Consider the following 23,766-nt stretch of genomic DNA (forward strand, 5'->3'; position numbering starts at 1 on the left):
GGTCACCTCCTTTCGCCGAGCGGGTCGAGGATGTCGCGCACCCCGTCGATCACGACGTTCGCCGACAGCACGGTGAGCAGTAGGGCCAGCCCGGGGAACAACCACATCCACCAGGCGGTCTGCAGATAGTTGCGGGATTCGGCGAGGCTCGCGCCCCAGCTCGGCACGTCCGGGGGCAGGCCCGCGCCGATGAAGCTCAGCGCCGACTCGATGAGCACCGCCGTGGTGAAGACGATGGCGGCCTGCACCAGGACCGGCGTGAGGCAGTGCGGCAGCACGTAGGTGCGCATGATCCGCCAGCGTCCCGCGCCGACCATCCGGGCCGCGTCGATCATCGGTAGCTGCGAGACCACCAGGGCCCGGCCGCGGACCACCCGGGCCACCGAGGGCACCAGCACGATGGTCAGGCTGGTCACCACCGTGTTCAGCCCGGGGCCGAGGATCGCCATCATCGACAGGGCCAGGACGATGACGGGGAACGACATGATGCCGTCGACCACTCGCATCACGATCAGGTCGACCGGACGGAACATCGCCGCCGCGATGCCGACCAGCGCGCCGACGGTGACGCTGAGCAGGCCGACGGCGAAGCCGACGGTGAGTGAGGCCCGACCGCCGTAGAGGACCCGGGTGGCCACGTCGCGGCCGAGGTTGTCGGTGCCGAAGGGATGTCCGGGGCCGGGGGCCCGCAACCGTTGCAGGGCGTCGAAGGCGTTGGGATCCCCAGCGACCATCGGGCCGACCAAGGCGGTCGCCACCACCAGGGCGAACAGGGAGACGGCGACGAGGATCGACGGCCGGCGCAGCGCCTGACGCAGGGCGCCGTAGCGGTGCGGGCCGACGGTCGGCTCCGCTACGGCGCCCTGTGACGGAGTGTCGAGGTGCGTGGTCATGGGTCAGGAACCCTGGATCCAGACGTTGTAGTAGCCGCCCATCAGGGCGTCGGCGTTGTCGAAGTGGGTCCGCTGTGAGACCGCCAGCAGCGGACGGGTGGTGCCGAACTTGAGGAACGGCACGTCGGTGTAGATCAGCGCCTGCAACTGGCCCCAGAGCTGGACTCGCTTGGCCTGGTCCGGTTCGTTGGCCAGCTTGGTCAGCAGCGCGTTCTTCTCCGGGTTGGTCCACGCCCCGGGGAAGGCGTCCTGGAGGTACGGCAGCAGCAGCGGGTCGGCGTAGGTGGGGATGCCGGAGGAGAACAGGTCGAACCCGGTCGGATCGGTGCGGCGCTGGATGAGCGACGCCTGGTCCATCACCTGCAGGTCGACGTTGATGCCGGCGGTCTTGAGCAGCTGCACCGCCGGCTCCACCGGCCCGTACCAGGTGGGGTCGGCCTTGGTGGTCATCCAGCGCACCGGGGTGCCGTCGTAGCCGGCTTCCTTGAGCAGCTGGGTCACCTTCGCGGTGTCCGGCTTGTTGTAGGCCTCGGTGCCCTGTGTGGCGTGGAAGGTCGTGTTGACCTTGGGGATGATGCTGCCGTCGAGCTCGTAGAACTCCGGGTTGCCGAAGCCGGCGCCCATGATCTGGGTCTGGTCGAGCGCGGCGAGGAACGCCTGGCGCATCTTCACGTTGGCCATCACGCCCTTGGCCTTGTTGAACACCACCGTCGAGCCGCTCAGTGCGCTGAGCAGCACCGGAACGGCGGTGGTGGAGCCGCTCAGGGGCTGGTAGGTGTCCAACGGCAGGGCCGAGGTCACGTCGACGGCCCCGGTCTGCACCGCCTGCACCTGCGCCGAGCTCTCCGGCATCGGCGTGAAGACGATCTTGTCGGCGTACGCGACCTTCTTGCCGGTGGGGCCGTCGCCGGCCTCGTCGCGGGCTGCGTACCCGTCGTAGCGGACGAGCTGGATCTCGCGGTCGGCCTGGTACGAGGCGAGCTTGTACGGGCCGGTGCAGATCAGGTCGTTGGCGGGCTCGGTGATCGGGCGGTCGGACTGCACCGAGGCGGGCATGACGTACGCGGTGGTCAGCAGCGTCGGCACGATCGCGCTGGGCTGCTTCAGGGTCAGGGTCAGCTCCAGGTCGCCGCTCGCCTCGACCGAGGCCAGGTTGTTCGCGAGCAGCGCGCCGTTGCCGGGGGTGAGCAGGAAGCGCTGGATGCTGGCCACCGCGTCCGCCGCGGTCAGGGCCGCGCCGTTGTGGAAGGTCACGCCCGAGCGCAGCTTCACCGTGTACGTCACGTTGCGGTCGTAGCTGAAGGTGTCGACGAGGACGGGCTTGACCTCGAACTTCGTCGAGATGTCGAACAGTGGCTCGCACACGTTCCGGGCGGTCTGCCAGTTGGCCTGGAGCGTGGTCGCGTAGGGGTCGATGACCGGGGGGATCGAGGAGAGCGCGACCGTCAGGGTCCCGCCGGCCTGGGGGGTGCCGCCGCGTGTGGAGGGCCCGGAGGCGGCGGTGGTCGGGGTGCCGCCGCCGCTGCACGCGGTCAGCGTGAGGAGGCCGCCGAGCAGGGCGGCGAGGGCTGTTCGGCTCCGTGGCGACCGCGACGGACACCCGTCCGCCGGAGCCCGGGATGAATTTCTGAACACGATTCTTCACATCCCATCTGGCGCAGTCTCTGCGCGTCACGACCTGACTGACCGTGTTGTCCTCGGCGAGGACAGCGAGGACAGCGGGTACAGTAAGGCGGATCACAGCAAGGGCTGTCAAGTAACGAGCCGGAAACGAACCGGCCACGACGGCGGCCGCAGGAGGAGACGAACACCATGGCGACACCTGAGCAGATGGCCGAGACGTTGCGCCGCGCCATCCGGGAGAAGGTCATCCCGCCCGGCAGCCTCCTCGTGCAGGAAGACCTCGCCCGCCGTTTCGAGGTCAGCCGCAACCCGGTGCGCGAGGCGCTCCGCATCCTCGCCAGCGAGGGGCTCGTGGAGATGGCGACCGGCGGGCGGGCGTCGGTCCGCCAGCTCACGCTGGAGGACCTGCGCGACATCTACGACCTGCGGATCACCCTGGAGCCGACCCTCGCCCCGGCGATCGTCGAGGAGGCCCGGGGCCGCGACATTGTGGTGCTGCGTAGGCTCTCCGACGAAATGGCCGTCACCGACACCACGGCCACCTGGCTGCGCCTCAACTACGAGTTCCACCTCAAGCTGTACGACCTCGCCAGTAGGCCGCACGCCCGCCGGGTCTGCGCCAACCTGTTGGCGCTCACCCAGCCCTATTCCCAGGAGAACATCGAGAAGCTCGGCGGTCGGCAGGCCGCGATCCAGGAACACCGCGAGATGGTCGACGCCGTGCAGCGCGGCGACGCCGGGCAGCTCGCCGCGCTGATCCACCAGCACCTCACCACCGCCCGCGACCACCTGACCGCAGCCCGGGTCAATCCCCGGGACCCGGCCACCCTCGACCTGACCGCCCTGCTCGGCACCTAGCTGCGGCTGGAGTCTCAGGCGATCCGCTAGCCGATTCCCGGCGTCGTCGCGATCACCGGTGGACTGCCGAGTTTGCGGCGCAGCCGACCCACCGTCACGGTGACCGTGTTGGTGAACGGGTCGGCGTTCTCGGCGCACCGGGTCGAGCTCGATCCTGGCCGCGCAGAGTCCGGGGCGCGGGCGTCCGGCTTGCGGCGGGCCAGCGCGGAGGCGCAGGATCAGCTCCGGGGAGTGGCATCAACGTCCGCGGCACCCCGTTTACCGTTCAGAAGGCCCCGCCTGTGCTCAACGACGGCGGCTCGGTGATCCTGAACGGCTCCACCAACGTGGACGTCGGCGCGGAGGCCCTCGGCCTCTATGCCCGGGTGGCGACCTTCGCGATGGCCTTGGAACTGGCGGAGGAGTTCGACGCCGCCTGGCACGCGTTCGCGTTGCTCGACGGGGTGGTCACCGAGTGGCCGTGGCAGATGATCGGCGATCCGGTCGAGCGGTTCATCGCCTCCCGTGACCATGTGCACGAGAACCTCGGCTGACGACCCGGGCAAGGTCAGGGGTGGGCTGGGCTGCCCGGCCGAGCCTCGTCGGTGCCAGGTGCGAGGTCCCCGCTCAGCGGGCCTTCCTCGTCGCCCGCTTGCGGGGCGGGGTCAACAGGTCGGCGATCGCCGCGATCGCGGACGGCACCAGGCGGTAGTACGCCCAGACGCCGCGCTTCTCGCGTTCGAGCAGGCCGGCCTCGGTGAGGATCCGGAGGTGGTGACTCACGGTCGGCTGGGAGAGCCCGAGCGGCGCGGTGAGGTCACTGACGGATGCCTCGCCCCCCGGGGCGGACTGGATCAGGCTGAGCAGCCGCAGCCGGGCCGGGTCGGCGAACGCCTTCAGCACTCCCGCGAGTCGTTCGGCGTCGGCGCGCTTGATCGGCTCGCCGGTGAGCGGCGAGACGGCAGGCGCGGAAGTTCTCGGAGTTCCCACGCCCCTCATCGTCGCACCGATGCCATCGATCGGGCGGTAGAACCGGAACCCCGGTCGCCGCAGGTTCGCGGGTGATGCCCCGTCCCGGCTGTGCCGGCGATCGGACCCGGCGCGGGTCCGCGTAGCCCGGCTGTGGCGGCGAAGGCCGCGATCGCCGACATCGCCGCCCCTGCGTCGGTGGGCACTCGGGTTGGATCCGCCAAGGCGTTGGATCCCGCCGAGGCGCTCGCGGCTCCGGTCGCGGTGCGCGGACGACATTCAGGCGGAAGTTCGCGTATGTGCTGGTCAGCGAGAGGCGGGGCAGGAGGTTCATATATATGAACTTGTGTTCTTATCCTTGACAGGCAGGTCTGAGCTGGCAGACGATGCCGGGCGTGTGCAAAATCCCTGTTAACAATCGGCGCCAACTACTGACATCGGCCGGCGCACAGTGAGCGCCGAGCCGGGGTGCGGGCCGCATGGGCTGCGGGTCGGTGGGCGGATCGCGCCACTCGGTGCGCCCGGCGCAGCGCCGCACCTGTCCTGGTCGGTGCCGTGGGATGCCGAGACCGACCCGGATCGCGGATTCCGGGTCTCGGTGGCGGCGTCCCGGCAGGCGGTCGAGTCGGGCACGGACCTCGCCTGGTCGACCACCTGCGCCCGGCCCTGGACTGTGTACGGGGGGCCGGCCCTGGCCTCGCGCGACCGCCGCTACTGGCGGGTCACCGCCACCGACCGCTCCGGCCAGCCGGTCAGCAGTGCCACGGCCACCTTCGAGGTCGGGCTGACCGAACCGACGGACTGGTCAGCCGCTTGGATCAGCGCACCCGTACCCACCTACCGGCGGGAGAGCTGGGATCCCTGCCCCTACCTGCGACACGAGTTCGACGTCGACGAGGTGGGTACCGCCCGGGTGTACGCCAGCGCGCTCGGTCTGTACCGGCTGTGGCTCAACGACGTCGAACTGACCGGCGACGCGCTGTACCGCCCCGGTTGGACGGACTACCGCACCCGGGTCCACCACCAGACCTTCGACTGCGGGACGGCGCTGCGTCCGGGCCGTAACACCCTGGCAGTCGTGCTGGCCAACGGCTGGTACGCCGGACGCCTCGGCCTGCTGCGCGAGCCCGGCTTCTACGGCGACCGGCCGGCGCTGCTGGCCCAACTGGAGATCGACGGCAGGCCGGTCGCCTCGACCGGTGCCGGTTGGCGCGCCGGGCACGGGGCGCTCCAGGCGACGGACCTGTTGCGCGGTGAGTCCCAGGACCTGCGGCAGGAACCGGTGGGCTGGCGGCTGGCCGGCTTCGACGACACCGGGTGGGCGTCGGCCGAACCGTTCGACGGTGGCACGCCCCCGGTCGAGCCGCAGCCCCACGACTCGATCACCGCCTACCAGGTGCACACCGGTCGGCTCGTGCACGCGCACGCGCGGGGCCCCGCCGTCTTCGACTTCGGGCAGAACCTGGTCGGTTGGACGAAGCTCACCACGAAATGCCTGCCGTCGGTCGAGTTGATCGTGCGCCACGGCGAGATCCTGACTCCCGAGCGGCTCGTCTACCGCGACAACCTGCGCGGGGCTTTCCAGGAGGACCGCTTCGTGGTGCCCGACGCCGGACCGCACGAGCTCGCGACGTCGTTCACCATGCACGGGTTCCGCTACGCGGAGGTCTGGGGACTGCCCAGCCAACTGCCATACCACAACTTCGCCCTGCTGCCCGACACCTCGATCGAGGCGGTGTCCGTCACCGGGCTGCCCCGCGCGGTCGGCGAGTTCACCTGCTCCGACGAGCGCCTGACCCGCCTCGCGCGCAACGTGGAGTGGACCGTCCGGGACAACTTCCTCGAGGTGGCCACCGACTGCCCCCAGCGCGACGAGCGGCTCGGCTGGCTGGGGGACGCCGGGGCGATCGGGCCGACCGCCGCCTACCACTTCGACGTCTCCGCCTTCCTGGCGAAGTTCGCGCGGGACGCGGCGGACACCCAGGGCCCGGACGGGGAGATCCGCAACTACGCCCCGGCGATTCCGCCCGCCACCCTGCGGCCCGGCGCGCCCGGCTGGTCCGACGGCTTCATCCGCCTCGTCCACCTGCTCGTGCAGCGCTACGGCGACCTGCCGACCGCCGAGCGGCTGTTCGCGTCGATGGTCCGCTTCCTCGACCACGTGGACCGCGCCAACCCGGCCGGGCTGCGGGTCAACGAGGTCGGTGCCGACTTCGGCGACTGGCTGTCGCTCCCGGAACGGGAGGGCCTGGCGTTCCATCCGGGCTACGCCTACACCGGCGCCTACTCGACCACCCCGACCGCCATCGCCGACACCGCGCACAGCTACCGCTCCTTCGTCCAGCTCGCCCAGATCGCGGCCTGGCTGGGCAAGGACCGGGAGGCGGCCCGGCTGGCGGATCGGGCGGCGGAGATCCGCGACGCGTACCGCACCGCGTTCCCGCTCGCGGCCGGCGGCGTCGACGACGCGACCCAGACGGCGTACGCGCAGGCGGTGGGGTACGGGCTGCTCACCGGCGCCGAGGCCCGGGCCGCCGCGGACCGGCTGCGCGCCGCCATCGAGCGTGCCGGTCACGTCACCACCGGCATCCACGGCGTGGAGCACGTGCTGCCCGTGCTCTGCGCCCACGGGCACGCGGACTTCGCGCTCGAGCTCCTGCTCCGCGACCAGATGCCCGGCTGGCTCTACATGGTCGACCAGGGGGCGACCACGATCTGGGAGAAGTGGGACGGCATCCGGCCCGACGGCGCCCTCGCCACGGCCGAGATGAACTCCTTCAACCACTGCGCGCTCGGCGCCGTGGGCCGGTTCCTGTTCGAGCACGTCGCCGGAATCGACGCCACCGAGACCACCTGGACCGGGGAGATCACGGTGCGGGCGGCGTACTCCACCGCGCTCGGCTGGGCCCGAGCGTCCTACGACAGCCCGGTGGGCCCGATCAGCAGCGCGTGGCGGTGGTCGGGCGACGTGGTCGAACACGAGCTGCGGGTTCCCGCGACCGCCCACGCGATCGTACGGGCGCCGGCCGGGGCCCGGCTCGCCCTGGCCGGCCAGGGCGGCGACGCCGGTGCCGCCGAGCTGCGGCTCGGTCCCGGCCGGCACACCGTCGTCGTGCACGGGCTGGTCGCGTCATGATCCCGAGCTGGCCGATGGCCCGTACCGCGCTTGTGAAGATCGTCCGGCTTGCGGCGGTCCTGTTCGTGGTGTCGCTGCTCTGCTTCCTCAGTCTCAGCCTGCTGCCCGGCGACCCCGCCCAGGCCATCCTCGGCGAGTCCGGGTCGCCGCAGGCGGTCGCCGCGCTGCGCGACCAGCTCGGGCTGGACCGGCCGTTCCTGGAGCGCTTCCTCAGCTGGCTCGGCAACGCGTTGCAGGGCGACCTCGGCCGGTCCTACGCGACCAACCAGACGGTCGCCCGGATCATCGCCGACCGGGCCCCGGTCACGATCGAGCTGATCGTCCTCAGTCAACTGATCGCGATCGCCGCCGCGATTCCCGCAGCCGTGGCGGCCGCGGCCCGGCGTGGCTCGGCGCTCGACCGGGGGATGAGCCTGTGGGTCTTCACCGTCCTGTCGACGCCCAACTTCGTCATCGGATTCGTCCTGATCTGGGTGTTCGCGGTCCAGCTCGGGCTCTATCCGGCGAACGGATACGTCCCGGTCAGCGCGGGTGTCGGGCAGCACTTCGGCTCCCTGCTGCTGCCCTCGCTCACGCTGGCCGCCGCACCGTTCGCGCTCTACCAGCGCGTGCTGCGCGCCGATCTGGTCGAGACGTACGGCCAGGAGTTCATGCAGGTGGCCCGGGCCAAGGGCATCTCGCCGATCCGCGCCGCCATGCGGCACGCCTTCCGGCCGAGCCTGCTCAACCTCACCACCTCCGTCGGCGTCACGGTGGGGGTGCTCATCGGATCGGACGTGATCGTGGAGACCCTGTTCAGTCTCCCCGGGCTCGGTGCCGAACTCGCGCACTCGGTCAGCGCCCGCGACTACGCGGAGGTGCAGGGCCTGGTGCTGGTGATCGCCGCCGCGTTCGTGCTGATCAACGCGGCGGTCGACCTGATCTACGGGCTGATCGACCCGCGGCTGCGGGCGCACACCCGGGCGGTGACCCGATGAGCCTCGACGTCGAACCCACGGCGCCGGCCACCGGGGCCACCCCGTCGACACCGTCCGTCCCGGCGCGGCGTGGCCGGCGGTGGCGACTGACCGACCTGCTGTCGATGGTCTGGCTGGTGCTGCTGGTCCTGTCGATGCTGTTGCTGCCGACCGTGCTCGGCCTGGACGACCAGACGATGGCCGCCGCCGACCGGCTGAGCGGGCCGTCCGCCGCGCACCTGCTCGGCACGGACAACTACGGCCGCGATCTGCTCGCGCGGGCGCTGTCCGGGGCCCGGGTCTCGCTGGTGATCGGCTTCGGGTCGGTCGCCGCCGCAGCGGTCGTCGGGGTGCCGCTGGGCATGCTGGCGGGTTACCTGCGCGGCCGGCTCGACGCGGTCGTCTCGTTCGTGGTGGACGTGATCCTGGCCTTTCCGGGCCTCATCCTCGCCCTCGCCCTGGCGTCGTTCCTCGGTGCCTCGATCACCAACGTGCTGCTCGCGATCACCGTGCCGATGACACCGGTGTTCATCCGGCTGGCCAAGGCGCAGACCCTGGCCGTGGCCGGTCGGGAGTACGTGGAGGCCAGCCTGGTGATCGGTACGCCGGCCCGGTCCATCCTGTGGCGGGACGTGCTGCCGAACATCCGCGCGGCGGTGCTGGCGTACGCGCTGGTCAGCATCGGCACCGCGATTCTCATCGAGGGCGGTCTGAGCTTTCTGGGCCTGGGCGTGCCCTCGCCCCAACCATCGTGGGGAAGCATGATCAATCTTGGCCGGTCCTTCATCGCGAACGATCCGTTGCTGGTCGTGGTGCCGGCGGCGTTCATGCTGCTGACGATCCTCAGCCTGAACCTGCTCGCCGACCGGTTCCTGTCCGGGGCGGACGCCGTGACGGGCGGTGTGCGATGACCGGTGACGCCCTGCTGAGCATCCGTGACCTCGTGGTGGAGTTCCCGACCCCGACCGGCCCGGTGCGCGCGGTCGACCAGGTCAGCCTCGACCTGGGCCTCGGCGAACGGCTGGGGATCGTCGGGGAGTCCGGCTCGGGCAAGAGCGTCCTGGCGCGTACGGCGATGGGCCTCACCCGTACCCGGGCGGCCCGGGTCACCGGCCGGGTCCAGCTCGCCGGCCACCCCGTGCTCGACCTGAGCGAGCGCCGCCGCCGGGCCCTGTGGGGCCGGGAGGTCGCCATGGTGTTCCAGGATCCGCTCAGCGCACTGCACCCCATCACCCCGATCGGGGAGCAGATCGCCGAGGCGGTGCGGCGCGACCCCCGGGTGACGCGCCGGCAGGCCGCCACCCGGGCCGTCGAGCTGCTCGAGACGGTGGGCATCCCGTTGGCGGCGCAGCGGGCCCGGGCCCGCGCCCACGAGCTGTCCGGTGGGATGCGACAGCGGGTGGCGATCGCGATGGCCATCGCCTGCCGACCCAAGCTGATCTTCGCGGACGAGCCCACGACCGCCCTGGACGTCACCGTGCAGGCCCGCATCCTCGACCTGTTCGACGACCTGTGCCGGGAGTTCGGCATCGGGCTGGTCATGGTGAGCCACGACCTGGGCGTGGTGGGCCGGCACACCGACCGGGTGGCGGTGATGTACGCCGGCCGGATCGCCGAGCGCGGTCCCGTCACGGACGTCTTCGCCAGCCCGGGCATGCGCTACACCAGCGCACTCATGGCCGCGATCCCGCAGGCCGACGTGGCCCGGCAGATTCTGCCCAGGCCGATTCCGGGGCTGCCGCCGAACCTGCTGGACCCGCCGCCCGGCTGCCGGTTCGCGCCCCGGTGCGGCTTCGCGTCCGACCGGTGCCGGACGGCACAGCCGCCGATGACCGCGCGCGCGGCGCGGGCCGGGCACGAGTTCGCCTGCTGGCACCCCGGCGGGCCGGCGGCCGACGCGGTGGCCACGCCGCGCCAGGACAGGGAGGCGGTCGAATGACCACCCGGCAGAGCACCCCGGTGTTCGAACTCCAGCACGGCTCGGTCCGGTACGGCACCGGCCCGGTCGACGCCGTCTCGCAGGTCTCGGTGCAACTGCACCGGGGCGAGATCCTCGGACTGGTGGGCGAGTCGGGCTGCGGCAAGTCCACGACCGCCCGGGCCATGCTGGGCCTCGTCCCGCTCAGCGGCGGCACCCTGCTGCTGCACGGCGAACCGGTGCGCCGCCACGACCGCCGGCTGCGCAGATCCGTACAGGCGATCTTCCAGAACCCGGCGGCGTCGTTCAACCCGAAGCGGTCCCTGCTCGACTCGGTCGCCGAGCCGCTGCGGGTGCACGGGCACGGCACCCCCGCCGAGCGCCGCCGACGAGCCCTCGCCGAACTGGACCGGGTGGGCATCACCGAGCAACTGGCCCACCGCCGGCCCCGGGAGGTCTCCGGCGGCCAGTGCCAGCGCGCGGCGATCGCCCGGGCCACCATCCTGCGCCCGGAGATCCTCGTCTGCGACGAGCCGGTCTCCGCGCTGGACGTCTCGATCCAGGCCCAGATCCTGGAACTGCTGGCCGAACTGCGCGCCGAGCAAGGGCTGGCGATGCTGTTCATCTCGCACGACCTGGGCGTCGTCGCGTCCCTGTGTGACCGCACGGCGGTCATGTACGCCGGCCGGGTGGTGGAACAGGGCAGCGCCCTCGACATCGCCCACGATCCACGCCACCCCTACTCCGTCATGCTGCAGGACTCCGTACCGACCCTGGACCTGTCCACCGGTCGGGTGCCCAGGATCCAGCCCACCCCGGGCGTCGAGGACGTCGACGGCCGTCAGTTGAGCGGCTGCCGGTTCGCCGCGCTGTGCCCGTCGGTGACCACCACCTGCACCACGTCGTCACCTCCGCTGCGGGAGCTCGCGCCGCGGCACGAGGTGGCCTGTGTCCATCCCCTCCCAGCCACCACACCGCGTGTCGCGCCGACACCGTCGGCCACGGTCTGACCCACCTCACCGGGGCTGCCCGGCTGGCTCGCGACACGGTTTCGCCGCTGTCCACGACCGTTACCTGAAAGGCCCCGACATGCCCGTCTCTTCCGTCCGCCGCCGCTTCCGTTGGGGCACAGCCCTGCTGGTGGCCCCCCTCCTGGCGGTTGCCCTGACCAGTTGTACGACCAACGCCGGCACCGGTGACGCCGGCTCCGACGGCGCGCCCCGCACCGGCGGAACGTTGACGGTCGCCCTGGCCGTCGAGGTCAAGACCCTGGACCCGAGCAAGGGGTCCGCCAACGCGATGGCGCTGGTCGGCTCGTCGATCTACGACACCCTCATGGTCGTTCCCAAGGTCGGCGACCAGCCCCAGCCCAATCTCGCCACGTCGCTGACCGCGAGCCCGGACCAGTTGACCTGGACGATGACCCTGCCCACCGGGGTCCAGTTCAGCGACGGCACGCCGTTCAACGCCGAGGCGGTGAAGTTCAACCTGGAGCGCGGCATGGCCAAGGGCTCCACGGCTGCCGCGCTGCTCTCCTCGGTCAAGTCGGTGGAGGCTCCCGACGAGACCACCGTGCTGCTGCACCTGAAGGAACCGTTCGCCAGCCTGCCGTACGCCTTCGCCTACGACGGATCCGGGACCGCGGGCTACATCGCCTCGCCCACCGCCCTCAAGCAGTACGGCGACGACTACACGGCCCACGCGGCCGGGGTCGGACCGTTCAAACTCCAGTCCTGGTCGCCCGGCAAGCCGGTGGAGCTGGTGCGTAACCCGAACTACTGGAACAAGGACCGGCAGGTCTACCTGGACCAGGTCGTCATCAAGACGATCGCCGACCCGCAGAGCGCCTACCAGGCGCTACAGGCGGGTGACATCGACCTGATGTCGACCGTCAACCCCACCCTGATGCAGACGGCCAAGGCCAACAACCAGGTCAACTTCGTCCAGGGGGTCGGCGGCGACCAGGACGCCGTCATCCTCAACCTGGCCCAGTCGCCGTTCGACGACCTGCGGCTGCGGCAGGCGGTGTCCAAGGCGCTCAACCGGCAGGAGATCGTCGATCTGACCACCGAGGGCTTCGGCACGCCGGCGGTCAGCCTGTTCCCCGCGGGGAACGCCTTCCACGGCACGGCGGCCGATCCGGGCTTCGACCTGGAAGGAGCCAAGGCGCTGGTCAAGGAGTACGAGGCGGCGACGGGCAGGAAGGCGACGTTCTCGTACACGTGCAACACGATCCGCCCGGCCACGGACGTCATCGTCGCGCAGCTCAAGGCGGCCGGCTTCGACGTCAAGCTCGACGCGCTGGACTACTCCGCGTGGGTGGCCGCCTTCTTCGGCAAGAAGTACCAGGCGATCTGCTGGACCATGGCCGGCTTCCTGACGCCGGACCTGCTGCCCTACCGGTTCCTGCACTCGGCGGGCGACCTGAACACGGGCGGGTTCGCCGACGCGACGTTCGACGCCAGGGCGACCGCGGCGCGCGCCGAGTCGGACCCGGCCAGGCAGAAGCAACTCTGGAACGAAGCGGACGCCGTGCTGACCACCCAGTTGCCCTGGGTGTGGACGACCAGCGCGCCGATCGGCTTCATCTGGTCGAAGCGGATGCGCAGCGCCGACTACGACGAGCCGAGCCGGCTGCGCTACAGCGTGCCCACCTTCGCCAACGCCTGGGTCACGAACTGATGCCGCCGCTGATCACGCGGCCGGCTGCCTGAGGAAGGGGAAACCATGGATTGGATCGGTCGGGTCGGTGTCGTCACCGGGGCAGCCTCGGGCATCGGGGCCGCGACGGCGCAGGAGTTGGCCGCCCGCGGCGTGCACGTGGTCGCGATGGACGTCGACCCGGCCGGTCTGTCCGCCACGGTCGCCGCGATCGGGGCCGCCGGGGGCGCCGCGACCGCCGCGGTCGTCGATGTCGCCGACCGGGCCGCGGTGGGGGACGTGGTCGGCGGCGTCGCGGCGTCGCACGGACGCCTCGACCTCGTCGTCAACTGCGCCGCGACCTTCCTGGCCCGGGGGCTCGACGTGACCGGCGCCGACTGGGACCACGTGCTGCGGGTCAACGTGCAGGGCATCAGCAACGTGGTGCAGGCGGCCCACCCCCTGCTGGCCCGCGCCCCGGGCGCGGCGATCGTCAACACCGCCAGCATCTCGGCGCACGTCGCGCAGCGGTCGCGGTGGACGTACAACACGACGAAGGGCGCGATCGTCACGCTGACCAGGTGCATGGCGATGGACCTGGCCCCGGACGGCATCCGCGTCAACGTGGTGAGCCCCGGCTGGATCTGGACCCCCGAGGTCAGCCGGGCGGCGGGCGGTGACCGGGCCGCCTGGGAGCCGGTCTGGGGCCGGTTCCACCTGCTGCGCCGCCTCGGGGAGCCGGCGGAGGTGGCCCGCGCCATCGCCTTCCTGTGCTCCTCCGACGCCAGCTTCATCACCGGCGCCGAACTGCCGGTGGACGGCGGCTACCTGGCCATGGGTCCCGAGGGGCTCGGGGACGACTCCTCGTTCGCCGGCTCCCGGTAGCACCGCCCGTCCGCCCCACCGGGCGCATCGACTAGTGATTCGAGGAACGACAGTGACAACGAACATCGTCATCACCGACACCAACCTGGGGGACGGCTCGATCGAACGAGCCGTGCTGGCCGGCGACTTCGCGGTGAGCCGGTTCGACGCCAGGACCGAGGACGGGGTCCTCGGCGTCGCCGCCGAGGCCGACGGGCTGCTGGTGCAGTGGGCGCCCATCACCGACCGGGTGCTGGCCGGGCTGCCCCGGCTGCGGGCCGTCGTACGCTACGGCATCGGCCTCGATAACATCGACCTGGCCGCCGCCGCCCGGCGGGGGATCGCGGTGCGCAACGTCGACGACTACTGCCTGGCGGAGGTCGCCGACCACAGCATGGCGGCCGTCTACGCGCACAACCGCCGGCTCACCACGGCGAGCCGGTCGTGCGCCGACGTGGGTTGGACCACCGCGGGCATCGCCCCCGCGCTGCCGCCCGGGCAGGACCCCGTCGGCGTCGCCGGCTTCGGCCGCATCGGCCGCGAGGTCGCGGCGCGGGCTCTGGCCCTGGGCTTCCCGGTGCACGTGTGGGATCCGTTCGTGTCCGATGTGCCGGCCGGCGTCACGGCGCACCCGACGCTGGTCGAGCTGGCCGCCGCCGTAAACCACCTCACCCTGCACGTGCCCGCGACGCAACAGACGCGCGGGATCGTCGACCGCGCCGTGCTCGACGCGCTCGGGACGGACGGCCACCTGGTGAACACGGCCCGGGGCGCCCTGGTGGTCGAGACCGACCTGCTGGCCGCGCTCGACGCCGGCACGCTGGGCTTCGCCTCGCTCGACGTGCTGGCCAGCGAGCCGCCCGAGCAGACGTCCGCGAAGCTGTCCGGGCACCCGCGGGCCCTGGTGACACCCCACATCGCGTACCTGTCGACGGTGTCGCTGCCGCAGTTGCAGCAGCGGGCCGCCGAGATCCTGCGCGACCTGCTGACCACGGCGGGCTGACCGGTGCGTGCCCTCGTCTTCACCAGGCCGAACACCGTGGAACTGCTCGACGTCGAGCCACCCGTACCGTCCGACGCCGAGGTCGTCGTCGCCGTCCACGCGGTCGGCATCTGCGGCAGCGAACTGCACGGCATCGCGGACTCCCACTTCCGCAGCCCACCGCTGATCATGGGCCACGAGTTCTCCGGCACCACGAGCGACGGGCGTCGGGTGACGGTGAACCCGCTGCTGAGCTGCGGCACCTGCGACCTGTGCCTCCTCGGTCGCGACCAGTTGTGCCGGCGCCGGCAGATCCTCGGCATCCACCGGGCCGGCGCGTTCGCCGAGTACGTGGCGGTGCCCGAGCACGCACTGCACCCGCTGGCGCCCACGATGTCGTTCGAGACGGCCGCGATGATCGAGCCGCTGGCGAACGCGGTGCACGCGCTGAACCTGGCCCGCCCGGCCGAGGGGGCGCGGATCGCGGTCCTGGGCGCCGGCACGATCGGCCTGGTCTCGCTGCTCGTCGCCCGCCAGTATTCCGACGAGGTGACGGTCTGCGACCTGTCCGAAACCCGCCTGGCAGTGGCCGAGCGCCTCGGCGCGGCGGCCGTCGGCCCGACCCTGACCGGCGAGTTCGACGTGATCATCGACGCGGTGGGTGCCTCGGCCACCCACCGGCTCTCGGTGCAGCGCCTGCGTCCGGGCGGCACGGCCGTCTGGGTGGGGCTGCTCAGCAGCGACGCCGGCTTCGACGGACAGCAGATCGTCCGGGAGGAGAAGCACGTCGTGGGCTCGTACTGCTACACCGCCGCCGAGTTCGCCCACGCGGTCGTTCTCGCGGAGACGGTCGCGCTGGACTGGACCTCGTCGTTCGACCTCGCCGACGGCGCCGCCATCTTCACCGAGCTGATGCGGGGCCGCCAGGATGTCGTGAAGGCCGTCCTGCGGCCGTGACCGGTACGGCCACGGCCACGGCCGATCCCAAGGAAAGGAGGAACGCCATGTTCGGCGTTCGCTTGCTTCATCTCGGTGACGGTGACGTCCCCGGGCCCGAGGTGTACTGGATGTCGGACTGGGACCGCTGGTACCGGCTGGCCTTCCAGGCCGTCCTGATCCAGGGCGCGGGCGTCAACGCCCTGGTGAGCACCGGCCCGGCCCGGGACCTCGGCCCGATGAACGCGCGATGGGCCACCTTCCTCGGCGAGCGGGCCGCCCTGCGGCGGGCCCCCGGGCAGTGGCTGCCCGACCAGTTGGTAGCCCAGGGCCTCGCCCCCGAGGACATCACGCACGTCCTGCTGACCCCGTTGCAGCTCTACACCACGTCGAACGTCGCGTTCTTCCCGCGTGCGCAGATCTGCCTGACCGAGCGGGGGTGGACGCACTTCCACCGGACGAAGAAACACCCGCATGACGACCGCTGGTCCTGCCTGCCGCCGGAGGTGCTGCACCACCTCACCCACGAGGCGTGGGACCGGGTCCGGCTGCTCGCCGACGAGGACGAGGTCGTGCCCGGCATCCGTACCTGGTGGACCGGGTCGCACCACCGCGCCTCGATGGCCGTCGAGATCGACAGCACGGTCGGCGTCGTCACCGTCACCGACGCCTACTTCACCCGCCGCAACCTGGACTCCGACCACCCGATCGGGATCTGCGAGAACATCTACGAGGCCATGGCGGCGCACGAGCGGGTGCGACGGGTCGCCGACGTGCCGCTGACCCTCTACGACGCCGATCAGCTCACGACGTACCCGGACGGGCTGGTCGCCGCACCGCCGCCTGGTCGGTGAGGTGACCGGGGGTCGCTTCCCGCTGTCCGACCCGGCCGGACAGCGGGAAGCGGCGGGGTCAGCCGGCCGGGTGGTATCCGACGACGGTCTGCTCCTGCCGGCCCAGCCCCTCGATCTCCAGGGTCACGACGTCGCCGACCCCGAGATAGGGGAACCGGCCGGACAGCGCGACGCCCTGCGGGGTGCCGGTGTTGACGACGTCGCCCGGCATCAGCAGCATGTGCTGGCTGAGGTGGACGATCAGCTCGGGGACCGAGAAGATCATGTCGGCGGTGCTGGAATCCTGCCGGGGCTCACCGTTGACCCAGGAACGCAGCCGGAGCCGGCCCGGGTCGAGCTCGCCCGCCGGGCGCAGCACCGGACCGAGCGGGTTGAACGTCTCCGCGCACTTGCCCTTGGACCACTGGCCGCCGGAGATCTCGATCTGGAAGGCGCGCTCGGACAGGTCGTTGGCGAGCGCGAAGCCGGCCACGTAGTCCAGCGCGTCGGCCGGGTCGGTGAGGTGACGCGGCGTGCGCTTCATGACGACGGCGAGTTCGACCTCCCAGTCGGTCTTCACCGAGCCGGGCGGCAGGATCACGTCGTCGTCCGGGCCGACCACGCAGCCGGGATGCTTGAGGAAGACCACCGGGTGCTGCGGCGGGGCGGCGCCCGACTCCGTGGCGTGGGCCGCGTAGTTCATCCCGATGCACACCACGGCGGGCGGTCGCGCGACCGGCGCGCCGATGCGCTGCCCGGCGGTGTCCACCGGGTCGAGCGTGCCGGCGGCGAGCGCGGTGGCCACCCGCTCGATGCCGTCGGTCTCGAAGAAGGGGCCGTCCAGGTCGGCGGTGAGCCCGGCGAGGTCGTATTCCCGGCCCTCGTGGCGCACGGCTGGCCGCTCCTTCCCGGGGGCGCCGAATCGGAACAGTTCCACGTCAGTCCTTTCGTGTCGTCGGTCAGGCGCCGTCGCGGTAGCCGAGGCGGAGCGAGAGCTGCTGGGTGGTGGAGCAGAGCGTGTCGATGGTGCGCCGGATGAGGTCAGGCGTCTTGCGAACCTCGGGGATGGAGACGCTGATGGCGGCCCGCGGGGCGGCTCGTAGGCCGTTCAGCGGAGCCGCTACGCAGAAGACGCCGGGGGTGTACTCGCAGTTGTCGATCGCGTACCCGTTCGCCCGGGCCTGCCGGACGGCGGCGACGAGCTCGGGGAGCGAGGTGACCGTCTGCGGGGTGTACCGGACGAACTCCGTGGCGGCGAAGCGGTCCCGCAGGTCGTCCTCGTCGAGTTGGCTGAGCAGCGCCTTCCCGATGCCGGTGGCGTACGCCGGCAGGCGCACGCCGACCCGGGAGGCGAGCCGCAGGTGGTGATCCGGATCGACCTTGGCGATGTAGACGTTGTCGGTGCCATCGAGGGTGGCCAGTTGGACCGTCTCGTTCAGCGTGTCCCGGAGGGTCTCCATGTACGGCAGCGCGACCTTCTCCAGGTCGTTGATCGCGACATAGCTCTGGCCGGCCTGCCACAGCCGGATGCCGATGCGGAACCGGCGGGTGTCGGGGTCCTGTTCGAGGAAGCCGCGGGCCGTCATCGTCATCAGCAGCACGTAGGTGCTGCTCTTGGGGAACTCCAGGTGGCGCTGAACCTCGGTCAGCGTCAGCCCGTCACGGTGCTCGGTCAGCAGGTCGAGGATTGCCAGCGTGCGGTCTGCCGACTTGACGAGAGTGCTCATAGGACCGGACCTGTTCATGTAGATGAACCGTGGTTTTGATACTGGTACCATACAACCTCGTTGCCGCCGGTGCTTCACCGGGCCGGGCACCGCACGGTGAAAGGACGTCGAATTGGGCCAGGATGCCGGGCCGTGCGCCCGTACCGTCGCGGTGAGTCCACCTTCTGCCCGGGTGGCGTTGTTCGTCACCTGTCTCGTGGACGGGTTGACGCCCGGCGTCGGCGCCGCGACGGTCGCGGTGCTCGAACGGCTGGGGCTGGACGTGGCCGTACCGCGGCGACAGACCTGCTGCGGTCAGCTGCACGTCAACTCCGGCTACCCGGATCAGGCGCTGGCCCTGGTCCGCAACCACGTCGCCGCGTTCGCCGACGCCGAGACGATCGTCGCGGCCAGCGGCTCGTGTGTCGCGGCGGTCCGGCACCAGCACGTCGAACTCGCCCGGGCGGCCGGTGACGAACGGCTGGCCGCCGAGGCCGCCGCCGTCGCCGCACGCACCTACGAGCTGTCCGAATACCTTGTCGACGTGCGCGGCGTGCTGGACGTCGGGGCGTGGTTCCCCCACCGGGTGACGCTGCACCAGGCCTGCCACGCGCTGCGCCTGCTGCGCACCGGTGACCGGGCGCGGCGGCTGCTGGACCGGGTCGAGGGCATCGAACTCGTGGACCTGCCCGACGCCGACTCCTGCTGCGGCTTCGGCGGCACCTTTGCGCTGAAGAACGCGCCCGTCTCCGCCGCCATGCTCGACGACAAGCTGCGGGCGGTCCGCGCGACCGGCGCGACCGTCGTCACCGCGGGCGACGCCTCATGCCTCACACACCTCGGCGGCGGGCTCTCCCGCGCGGCGGCGGGAACGCGGGCCGTGCACCTGGCCGAGATCCTGGCATCGACCCGGGACCAACCGTGGACACCGCCCCCGTCCGGTGCCCGGCCGCACCCGAGGAGGCAACCATGACGGTGTTCCTGGGCCTGCCCACGGCGCCGCCCGGCATCGGCAACCTGCACGCCGCGACGCCGTTTCCGACCGCCGCCGCCGAGGCACTGCGCGACGACCAGTTGCGTCGCAACCTCGCGCACGCCACCCGGACGATCCGCGGCAGGCGGCTGCGCACGGTCGCCGAGCTGGACGACTGGGAGCAACTGCGGGCCGCCGGGGCGGCCGTCAAGGACGACGTGCTCAGCAACCTGGACCGCTACCTGCCGCAGCTGGAGCAGGCGGTGACCGCCCATGGCGGCACCGTGCACTGGGCCCGGGACGCGGCTGAGGCGAACGCCATCGTCGTCGACCTGGTCCGGCAGGTCGGTGCGCCCGAGGTGGTCAAGGTCAAGTCGATGGTCACCGCGGAGATCGGCCTCAACGAGGCGCTGGCGCGGGCCGGCATCGGGGCCGTCGAGACGGATCTGGCCGAGCTGATCGTGCAGCTCGGCCGGGACCACTCCAGCCACATCCTGGTGCCCGCCATCCACCGCAACCGGCGGGAGATCCGCGACATCTTCCGGCGCGAGATGGCCGGGGTGGACCCGGCGCTGGGCGACGAGCCGGCCGAGCTGGTCGAGGCGGCGCGGGCCCACCTGCGGCAGCGCTTCCTCGCCGCCCGGGTGGCCGTCTCGGGGGCGAACTTCGCGATCGCCGAGACCGGCACCCTGGCGGTCGTCGAGTCCGAGGGCAACGGGCGAATGTGCCTCACCCTGCCCCGCACCCTGATCACCGTGCTGGGGATCGAGAAGATCCTGCCGACCTGGCGCGACCTGGAGGTGTTCCTGCAACTGCTGCCACGGTCGTCGACCGCCGAGCGGATGAACCCGTACACGTCGATGTGGACCGGCGCGGTGGAGGGGCAGGACTTCCATCTCGTACTGCTCGACAACGGCCGCACCGCGACCCTCGCCGACCCGGCGGGCCGGGCGGCCCTGCGGTGCATCCGGTGCTCGGCGTGCCTGAACGTGTGCCCGGTCTACGAGCGGACGGGCGGGCACGCGTACGGCTCGGTCTATCCCGGGCCGATCGGCGCGGTGCTCACCCCGCAACTGACCGGGGTGGCCGACCACCCCCACCTGCCGTTCGCCTCGACCCTGTGCGGGGCCTGCTTCGACGCCTGCCCGGTGGCGATCGACATCCCGCGCATGCTGGTGCACCTGCGGGCGCAAGCGGTGGCGGCGACCGCGCAACAGCGGCGGCTACCGACGCCCGAGGCCGCCGCGATGTCGGTTCTCGGCTGGCTCATGTCCGGCCCGTGGCGCTGGTCCGGGGCCCTGCGCGCGCTGCGGTTGGGGCGGGTCCTGGGCCGGCGTACCGGCTGGATCCGCCGGTTGCCGCCGCCGATGTCGGCGTGGACGAGGTCGCGGGACGCGCCGCGTCCGCCGCGACGTCCGTTCCGGGCCGGTGGGAGTCGCCGATGACCCGCCACGTGCCCGCTGGCCGTCCTGGTCGCGACGCCACCACCGGCGACCGGCCGGCCGACACCGCGCGGGCCGAGGTGCTGCGCCGGGTCCGGCTCGCCGTCGGGACGCAGCCACCCGGCGTCGGGGTGCCCCGGGACTACCGGGGTGCCGGGTCGCGCCCGGTCGACGACCCGGTCGGGCTGTTCGTGCAACGGCTGACCGACTACCGGGCGAGCGCGTACCGATGCGGCGCGGCCGAGGTCGGCGCGACGGTCACGGGCATCCTGGGTGAGCGTGGCCGGACGCGGATCTGCGTTCCCCACGACCTGCCCGCGCAGTGGACCGCCCCCGACTGGCAGGTGATCCCCGGTGGAGTGCTGCCGGACCCGGCCGCCCTCGCCGCCTTCGACGGCGTGGTCACCGGCTGCGCACTGGCGATCGCGCTCACCGGCACGATCGTGCTGGACTCGGGACCTGGCCAGGGCTGGCGTGCGGTCACCCTCGTCCCCGACTACCACCTGGTCGTGGTGCGTGCGGACCAGATCGTGCCGGCTGTCCCCGACGCGATCGCCCGACTCGACGCCACCCGGCCGATGACCTGGATCAGCGGGCCGAGTGCCACCAGCGACATCGAGTTCGACCGGGTCGAGGGGGTGCACGGTCCGCGCACCCTGGACGTGCTGGTGGTGGCCGAACCCGGGTAGGGCTCAGTCCTGCCGGGCGGCGGCGCGCAGCTCGACCTTTCGGACTTTGCCGGACGCGGTCTTGGGCAGGTCACGGAACTCGATGCGGTCGGGCACCTTGAACGCGGCCAGGTGGGCCCGCACGTGGGCCCGCAGCGTGTCCGGGGCGGCGTGGGCGCCGGGCCGCAGCGTCACGAAGGCCACCGGTCGTTCGCCCCAGCGTTCGTCGGGCACCGCGACCACCGCGGCCTCCAGCACCGCGGGGTGGCCGGACAGCACCGCCTCGACCTCGATCGACGAGATGTTCTCCCCGCCCGAGATGATCACGTCCTTGGCGCGGTCGCGCAGCTCGAGGTATCCGTCCGGATGCCGGACCCCGAGGTCGCCGGTGCGGAACCAGCCGTCGGGCGCGGCCGCCCGGGTCGCCGCCTCGTCCCGGTGGTAGCCGAGCATCACGTTGTTGCCCCGCATCGCGACCTCGCCGACCGTCTCGCCGTCGGCGGGGACGTCGTGTCCGTCGGTGTCCACCACCCGCAGCGCACACGAGATCACGTTGGCCACGCCCTGCCGGGCGCGCAGCGTCGCCTGCTCCGGGGCCGGCCGGTGGTCCCACTCCGGCTGCCAGTCGCAGATCGCGACCGGGCCGAAGGTCTCGGTCAGCCCGTACAGGTGCGTGATGTCGAAGCCGAGCGCCGCGCACCGGCGCAGCAGGCTGGGCGACGGCGGTGCGCCACCGACCGCGACGGTCACCCGCCGGTCCGGGACGGAGCTGGCCGAACCCGCCTCGGCGAGCGAGACGAGCACCGTGGGCGCGGCGCACAACATGGTCACACCCTCACTTTGGATCAGGTCCCAGACCCGATCCGGTACGACCCTGCGAAGGCAGACGTGGGTGCCCCCGGCTGCGGTCACCGCCCAGGTGAAGCACCACCCGTTGCAGTGGAACATCGGCAGTGTCCACAGGTAGACGGTGCCGGTGCCCAGTCCGAAGTGAGTGACCATCGCCAGCGACTGGAGGTAGGCCCCCCGGTGGTGGTACATCACCCCCTTGGGGTGGCCGGTGGTGCCGCTGGTGTAGTTCAACGCCATTAGCGCCCGCTCGTCCGGCACCGGCACCCGGCGCGGTGCCGCCGCGGCGAGCAGCCGCTCGTACTCCGTACCGCCGTCGACCAGCCGCACCCCGGGCAGCGTGCGGACGATCGCGGCGGCGAGCTCGGCGAGATCCGGGTCGTACAGCAGCGCCCGGCAACCGGCGTGCTCGACGATGTAGCGCAGTTCGTCGGCGGAGAGCCTGGTGTTCAGCGTGACGAGGACCGCGCCGCCGTAGAGCACCCCGAAGTGCGCCTCCAGCAGGAGGTGGGTGTTCGGCGCCAGGACGGCGACCCGGTCACCCGGCCGTATCCCGAGGTCGGCAAGCGCGCCGGCCAGGCGTAGGCAGCGGTCGTGGAACTGGTGGTACGTCAGCCGCAGCGCGCCGTCGACCACCGCCAGCCGGTCGGCGTGCACCGCTGCGGCCCGGTCGAGGAAGGCGGTCGGGGTCAGGGGTTCGAAGCTGAGGCTGCCGTGGGGCCCGTCCCGATCGGCAAGGCCCGTTCGGGCGCTGCTCGCCATAACAGAGGGTTCCGTCTCGTTCGGCTGAAGAGTTCGGCCATTGTTGCCCTCAGTTCCAAATGCTGTCAATAGGTTCAGATATGTGAACCTGACTGGTGGTTGCTTCCCGCGATCCGCAGGGCCATCTCCCCGTACTGGTGGACGATCTCGTCCTCGGCGAGCTCGCCGTGCGGTCGGAACCACATCGCCACACCGATGCCCATGTCGAGAATCGCGTACGAGGCGAGCCGGGTCGACGGCACCCGGAACCGGCCGAGGTCGACGCCGTCGGCGATGAGCTGACGGAGCCGCCGTTCGTAGGTGCCGCGCCGGTCGAGGATGTCGGCGCGGTGCGGCTCCTCCAGGCTGTTGATCTCCCGGTTGCCGACGAACGCCTCCGCAGCGTGCCGGGCGTGGTACCGCACGTGAGCCTCGGCGACCCGGCGCAGCCGGGTCTCGATGTCGTCGCTGCTGTCGAGGGCGGCCTGCTGGTTCTCCAGCAGCGCGGTCATGGTGCGCAGCATGATCCCGGCCAGCAGGTCCTGCTTCGAGCGCACGTGCTTGTACACGCTGGGGCCGCGGATCCCGGCTCGTTCGCCGATCTCGTCCATGGTGGTGAGCTGGTAGCCCCGGGCGGCGAACAGGTCGAGCGCCGCGGCGCGGACCTGCTCAGCCCGGTCGGGTCGCCCACCCGCCGGGGCGGGGACCGGGTCCTGCGGGCGTGCCTGGTCGCCCATCGTCTGGAATTCCACCGGCACATGTTGACACGCCGCTGGCAGGGCTGATTCCCTGTTTGGCTA

Annotated in this window: 22 protein-coding genes and 1 pseudogene; 15 read left to right on the forward strand and 8 right to left on the reverse strand. The window is 71.8% G+C overall.

Annotation, left to right across the window (positions count from 1 at the left end; translation table 11 throughout):
- Positions 1-2: 2 nt before the first annotated feature.
- The gene (locus ACFT41_RS03745) at positions 3-893 is read right to left on the reverse strand and encodes an ABC transporter permease (RefSeq protein ID WP_377585615.1); all 891 of its coding nucleotides are present in this window, start codon (positions 891-893) and stop codon (positions 3-5) included.
- Between the two features lie 3 nt (positions 894-896).
- Positions 897-2,528, reverse strand: a complete 1,632-nt coding sequence (locus ACFT41_RS03750; protein ID WP_377585617.1) for an ABC transporter substrate-binding protein — start codon at positions 2,526-2,528, stop codon at positions 897-899.
- 177 nt (positions 2,529-2,705) lie between these two features.
- Here ACFT41_RS03750 and ACFT41_RS03755 point away from each other — a divergent pair, with 177 nt between their 5' ends.
- Complete coding sequence (locus tag ACFT41_RS03755) at positions 2,706-3,374, forward strand: GntR family transcriptional regulator (protein WP_377585620.1); 669 nt, start codon at positions 2,706-2,708, stop codon at positions 3,372-3,374.
- 26 nt (positions 3,375-3,400) lie between these two features.
- Here the strand turns inward: ACFT41_RS03755 and ACFT41_RS03760 are convergent.
- Positions 3,401-3,505 (reverse strand): annotated as a pseudogene (locus ACFT41_RS03760) (winged helix-turn-helix domain-containing protein); the annotation flags it as partial.
- A 150-nt stretch (positions 3,506-3,655) separates the two neighbouring features.
- Between ACFT41_RS03760 and ACFT41_RS03765 the strand changes: the two are divergent.
- A complete protein-coding gene (locus ACFT41_RS03765; protein ID WP_377585623.1) occupies positions 3,656-3,907 on the forward strand; it encodes a hypothetical protein in 252 nt (83 codons plus the stop codon).
- Between the two features lie 73 nt (positions 3,908-3,980).
- Here the strand turns inward: ACFT41_RS03765 and ACFT41_RS03770 are convergent, their stop codons facing one another.
- The gene (locus ACFT41_RS03770; protein ID WP_377585626.1) at positions 3,981-4,352 is read right to left on the reverse strand and encodes an ArsR/SmtB family transcription factor; all 372 of its coding nucleotides are present in this window, start codon (positions 4,350-4,352) and stop codon (positions 3,981-3,983) included.
- 421 nt (positions 4,353-4,773) lie between these two features.
- Between ACFT41_RS03770 and ACFT41_RS03775 the strand changes: the two genes are divergently transcribed.
- The 10 genes from ACFT41_RS03775 (at position 4,774) to ACFT41_RS03820 (ending at position 16,608) form a co-directional block, all read left to right on the forward strand.
- The gene (locus ACFT41_RS03775) at positions 4,774-7,458 is read left to right on the forward strand and encodes a family 78 glycoside hydrolase catalytic domain (RefSeq protein ID WP_377585629.1); all 2,685 of its coding nucleotides are present in this window, start codon (positions 4,774-4,776) and stop codon (positions 7,456-7,458) included.
- Positions 7,455-8,435: an ABC transporter permease gene (locus ACFT41_RS03780; RefSeq protein WP_377585632.1), complete on the forward strand. Its 981-nt coding sequence runs from the start codon at positions 7,455-7,457 to the stop codon at positions 8,433-8,435. Before ACFT41_RS03775 ends, ACFT41_RS03780 begins: the two co-directional genes overlap by 4 nt.
- On the forward strand, positions 8,432-9,325 hold the full coding sequence (locus tag ACFT41_RS03785; RefSeq protein ID WP_377585635.1) for an ABC transporter permease: 894 nt from the start codon (positions 8,432-8,434) through the stop codon (positions 9,323-9,325). Before ACFT41_RS03780 ends, ACFT41_RS03785 begins: the two co-directional genes overlap by 4 nt.
- Positions 9,322-10,353 (forward strand): ABC transporter ATP-binding protein, encoded by a 1,032-nt coding sequence (locus tag ACFT41_RS03790; RefSeq protein ID WP_377585638.1) that lies wholly within the window; start codon positions 9,322-9,324, stop codon positions 10,351-10,353. Before ACFT41_RS03785 ends, ACFT41_RS03790 begins: the two co-directional genes overlap by 4 nt.
- Positions 10,350-11,342, forward strand: coding sequence for an ABC transporter ATP-binding protein (locus ACFT41_RS03795; protein WP_377585641.1), 993 nt, complete (start codon positions 10,350-10,352; stop codon positions 11,340-11,342). Before ACFT41_RS03790 ends, ACFT41_RS03795 begins: the two co-directional genes overlap by 4 nt.
- A 79-nt stretch (positions 11,343-11,421) precedes the next feature.
- Positions 11,422-13,014, forward strand: coding sequence for an ABC transporter substrate-binding protein (locus ACFT41_RS03800; RefSeq protein WP_377585643.1), 1,593 nt, complete (start codon positions 11,422-11,424; stop codon positions 13,012-13,014).
- Between the two features lie 45 nt (positions 13,015-13,059).
- On the forward strand, positions 13,060-13,857 hold the full coding sequence (locus tag ACFT41_RS03805; RefSeq protein ID WP_377585646.1) for an SDR family oxidoreductase: 798 nt from the start codon (positions 13,060-13,062) through the stop codon (positions 13,855-13,857).
- A 52-nt stretch (positions 13,858-13,909) separates the two neighbouring features.
- Positions 13,910-14,839 (forward strand): NAD(P)-dependent oxidoreductase, encoded by a 930-nt coding sequence (locus ACFT41_RS03810; RefSeq protein ID WP_377585648.1) that lies wholly within the window; start codon positions 13,910-13,912, stop codon positions 14,837-14,839.
- Between the two features lie 3 nt (positions 14,840-14,842).
- Positions 14,843-15,775, forward strand: coding sequence for a zinc-binding dehydrogenase (locus ACFT41_RS03815; RefSeq protein ID WP_377585651.1), 933 nt, complete (start codon positions 14,843-14,845; stop codon positions 15,773-15,775).
- A gap of 47 nt (positions 15,776-15,822) precedes the next feature.
- A complete protein-coding gene (locus ACFT41_RS03820) occupies positions 15,823-16,608 on the forward strand; it encodes a hypothetical protein (protein WP_377613732.1) in 786 nt (261 codons plus the stop codon).
- A gap of 58 nt (positions 16,609-16,666) precedes the next feature.
- Here the strand turns inward: ACFT41_RS03820 and ACFT41_RS03825 are convergent, their stop codons facing one another.
- Positions 16,667-17,524 carry a fumarylacetoacetate hydrolase family protein gene (locus ACFT41_RS03825; protein ID WP_377585657.1) on the reverse strand — a complete coding sequence of 286 codons (858 nt, stop codon included), beginning with the start codon at positions 17,522-17,524 and terminating at the stop codon, positions 16,667-16,669.
- Positions 17,525-17,546: 22 nt separating this feature from the next.
- Positions 17,547-18,314 (reverse strand): IclR family transcriptional regulator, encoded by a 768-nt coding sequence (locus tag ACFT41_RS03830; protein ID WP_377585659.1) that lies wholly within the window; start codon positions 18,312-18,314, stop codon positions 17,547-17,549.
- 151 nt (positions 18,315-18,465) lie between these two features.
- On the opposite strand from ACFT41_RS03830, the gene ACFT41_RS03835 reads away from it, so the two are divergent.
- Genes ACFT41_RS03835 through ACFT41_RS03845 form a run of 3 tightly spaced genes read left to right on the forward strand, consistent with a single transcriptional unit; the run spans position 18,466 to position 21,397 of the window.
- Entirely contained in the window at positions 18,466-19,266 is an 801-nt protein-coding gene (locus tag ACFT41_RS03835; RefSeq protein ID WP_377585662.1) for a (Fe-S)-binding protein, read from the forward strand.
- On the forward strand, positions 19,263-20,711 hold the full coding sequence (locus ACFT41_RS03840) for a lactate utilization protein B (RefSeq protein ID WP_377585665.1): 1,449 nt from the start codon (positions 19,263-19,265) through the stop codon (positions 20,709-20,711). Before ACFT41_RS03835 ends, ACFT41_RS03840 begins: the two co-directional genes overlap by 4 nt.
- Positions 20,708-21,397, forward strand: coding sequence for a lactate utilization protein C (locus ACFT41_RS03845; RefSeq protein WP_377585668.1), 690 nt, complete (start codon positions 20,708-20,710; stop codon positions 21,395-21,397). The genes ACFT41_RS03840 and ACFT41_RS03845 overlap by 4 nt, the downstream gene beginning before the upstream one ends.
- Before the next feature lie 3 nt (positions 21,398-21,400).
- Here the strand turns inward: ACFT41_RS03845 and ACFT41_RS03850 are convergent, their stop codons facing one another.
- Both ACFT41_RS03850 and ACFT41_RS03855 read right to left on the reverse strand, forming a co-directional pair.
- Positions 21,401-22,987, reverse strand: coding sequence for a long-chain-fatty-acid--CoA ligase (locus tag ACFT41_RS03850; protein ID WP_377585671.1), 1,587 nt, complete (start codon positions 22,985-22,987; stop codon positions 21,401-21,403).
- A 74-nt stretch (positions 22,988-23,061) separates the two neighbouring features.
- Positions 23,062-23,718: a TetR/AcrR family transcriptional regulator gene (locus ACFT41_RS03855; protein ID WP_377585674.1), complete on the reverse strand. Its 657-nt coding sequence runs from the start codon at positions 23,716-23,718 to the stop codon at positions 23,062-23,064.
- Positions 23,719-23,766 lie beyond the last annotated feature (48 nt).

Source organism: Micromonospora sp. NPDC057141, assembly GCF_042670805.1.
Classification (GTDB): Bacteria; Actinomycetota; Actinomycetes; order Mycobacteriales; family Micromonosporaceae; genus Micromonospora.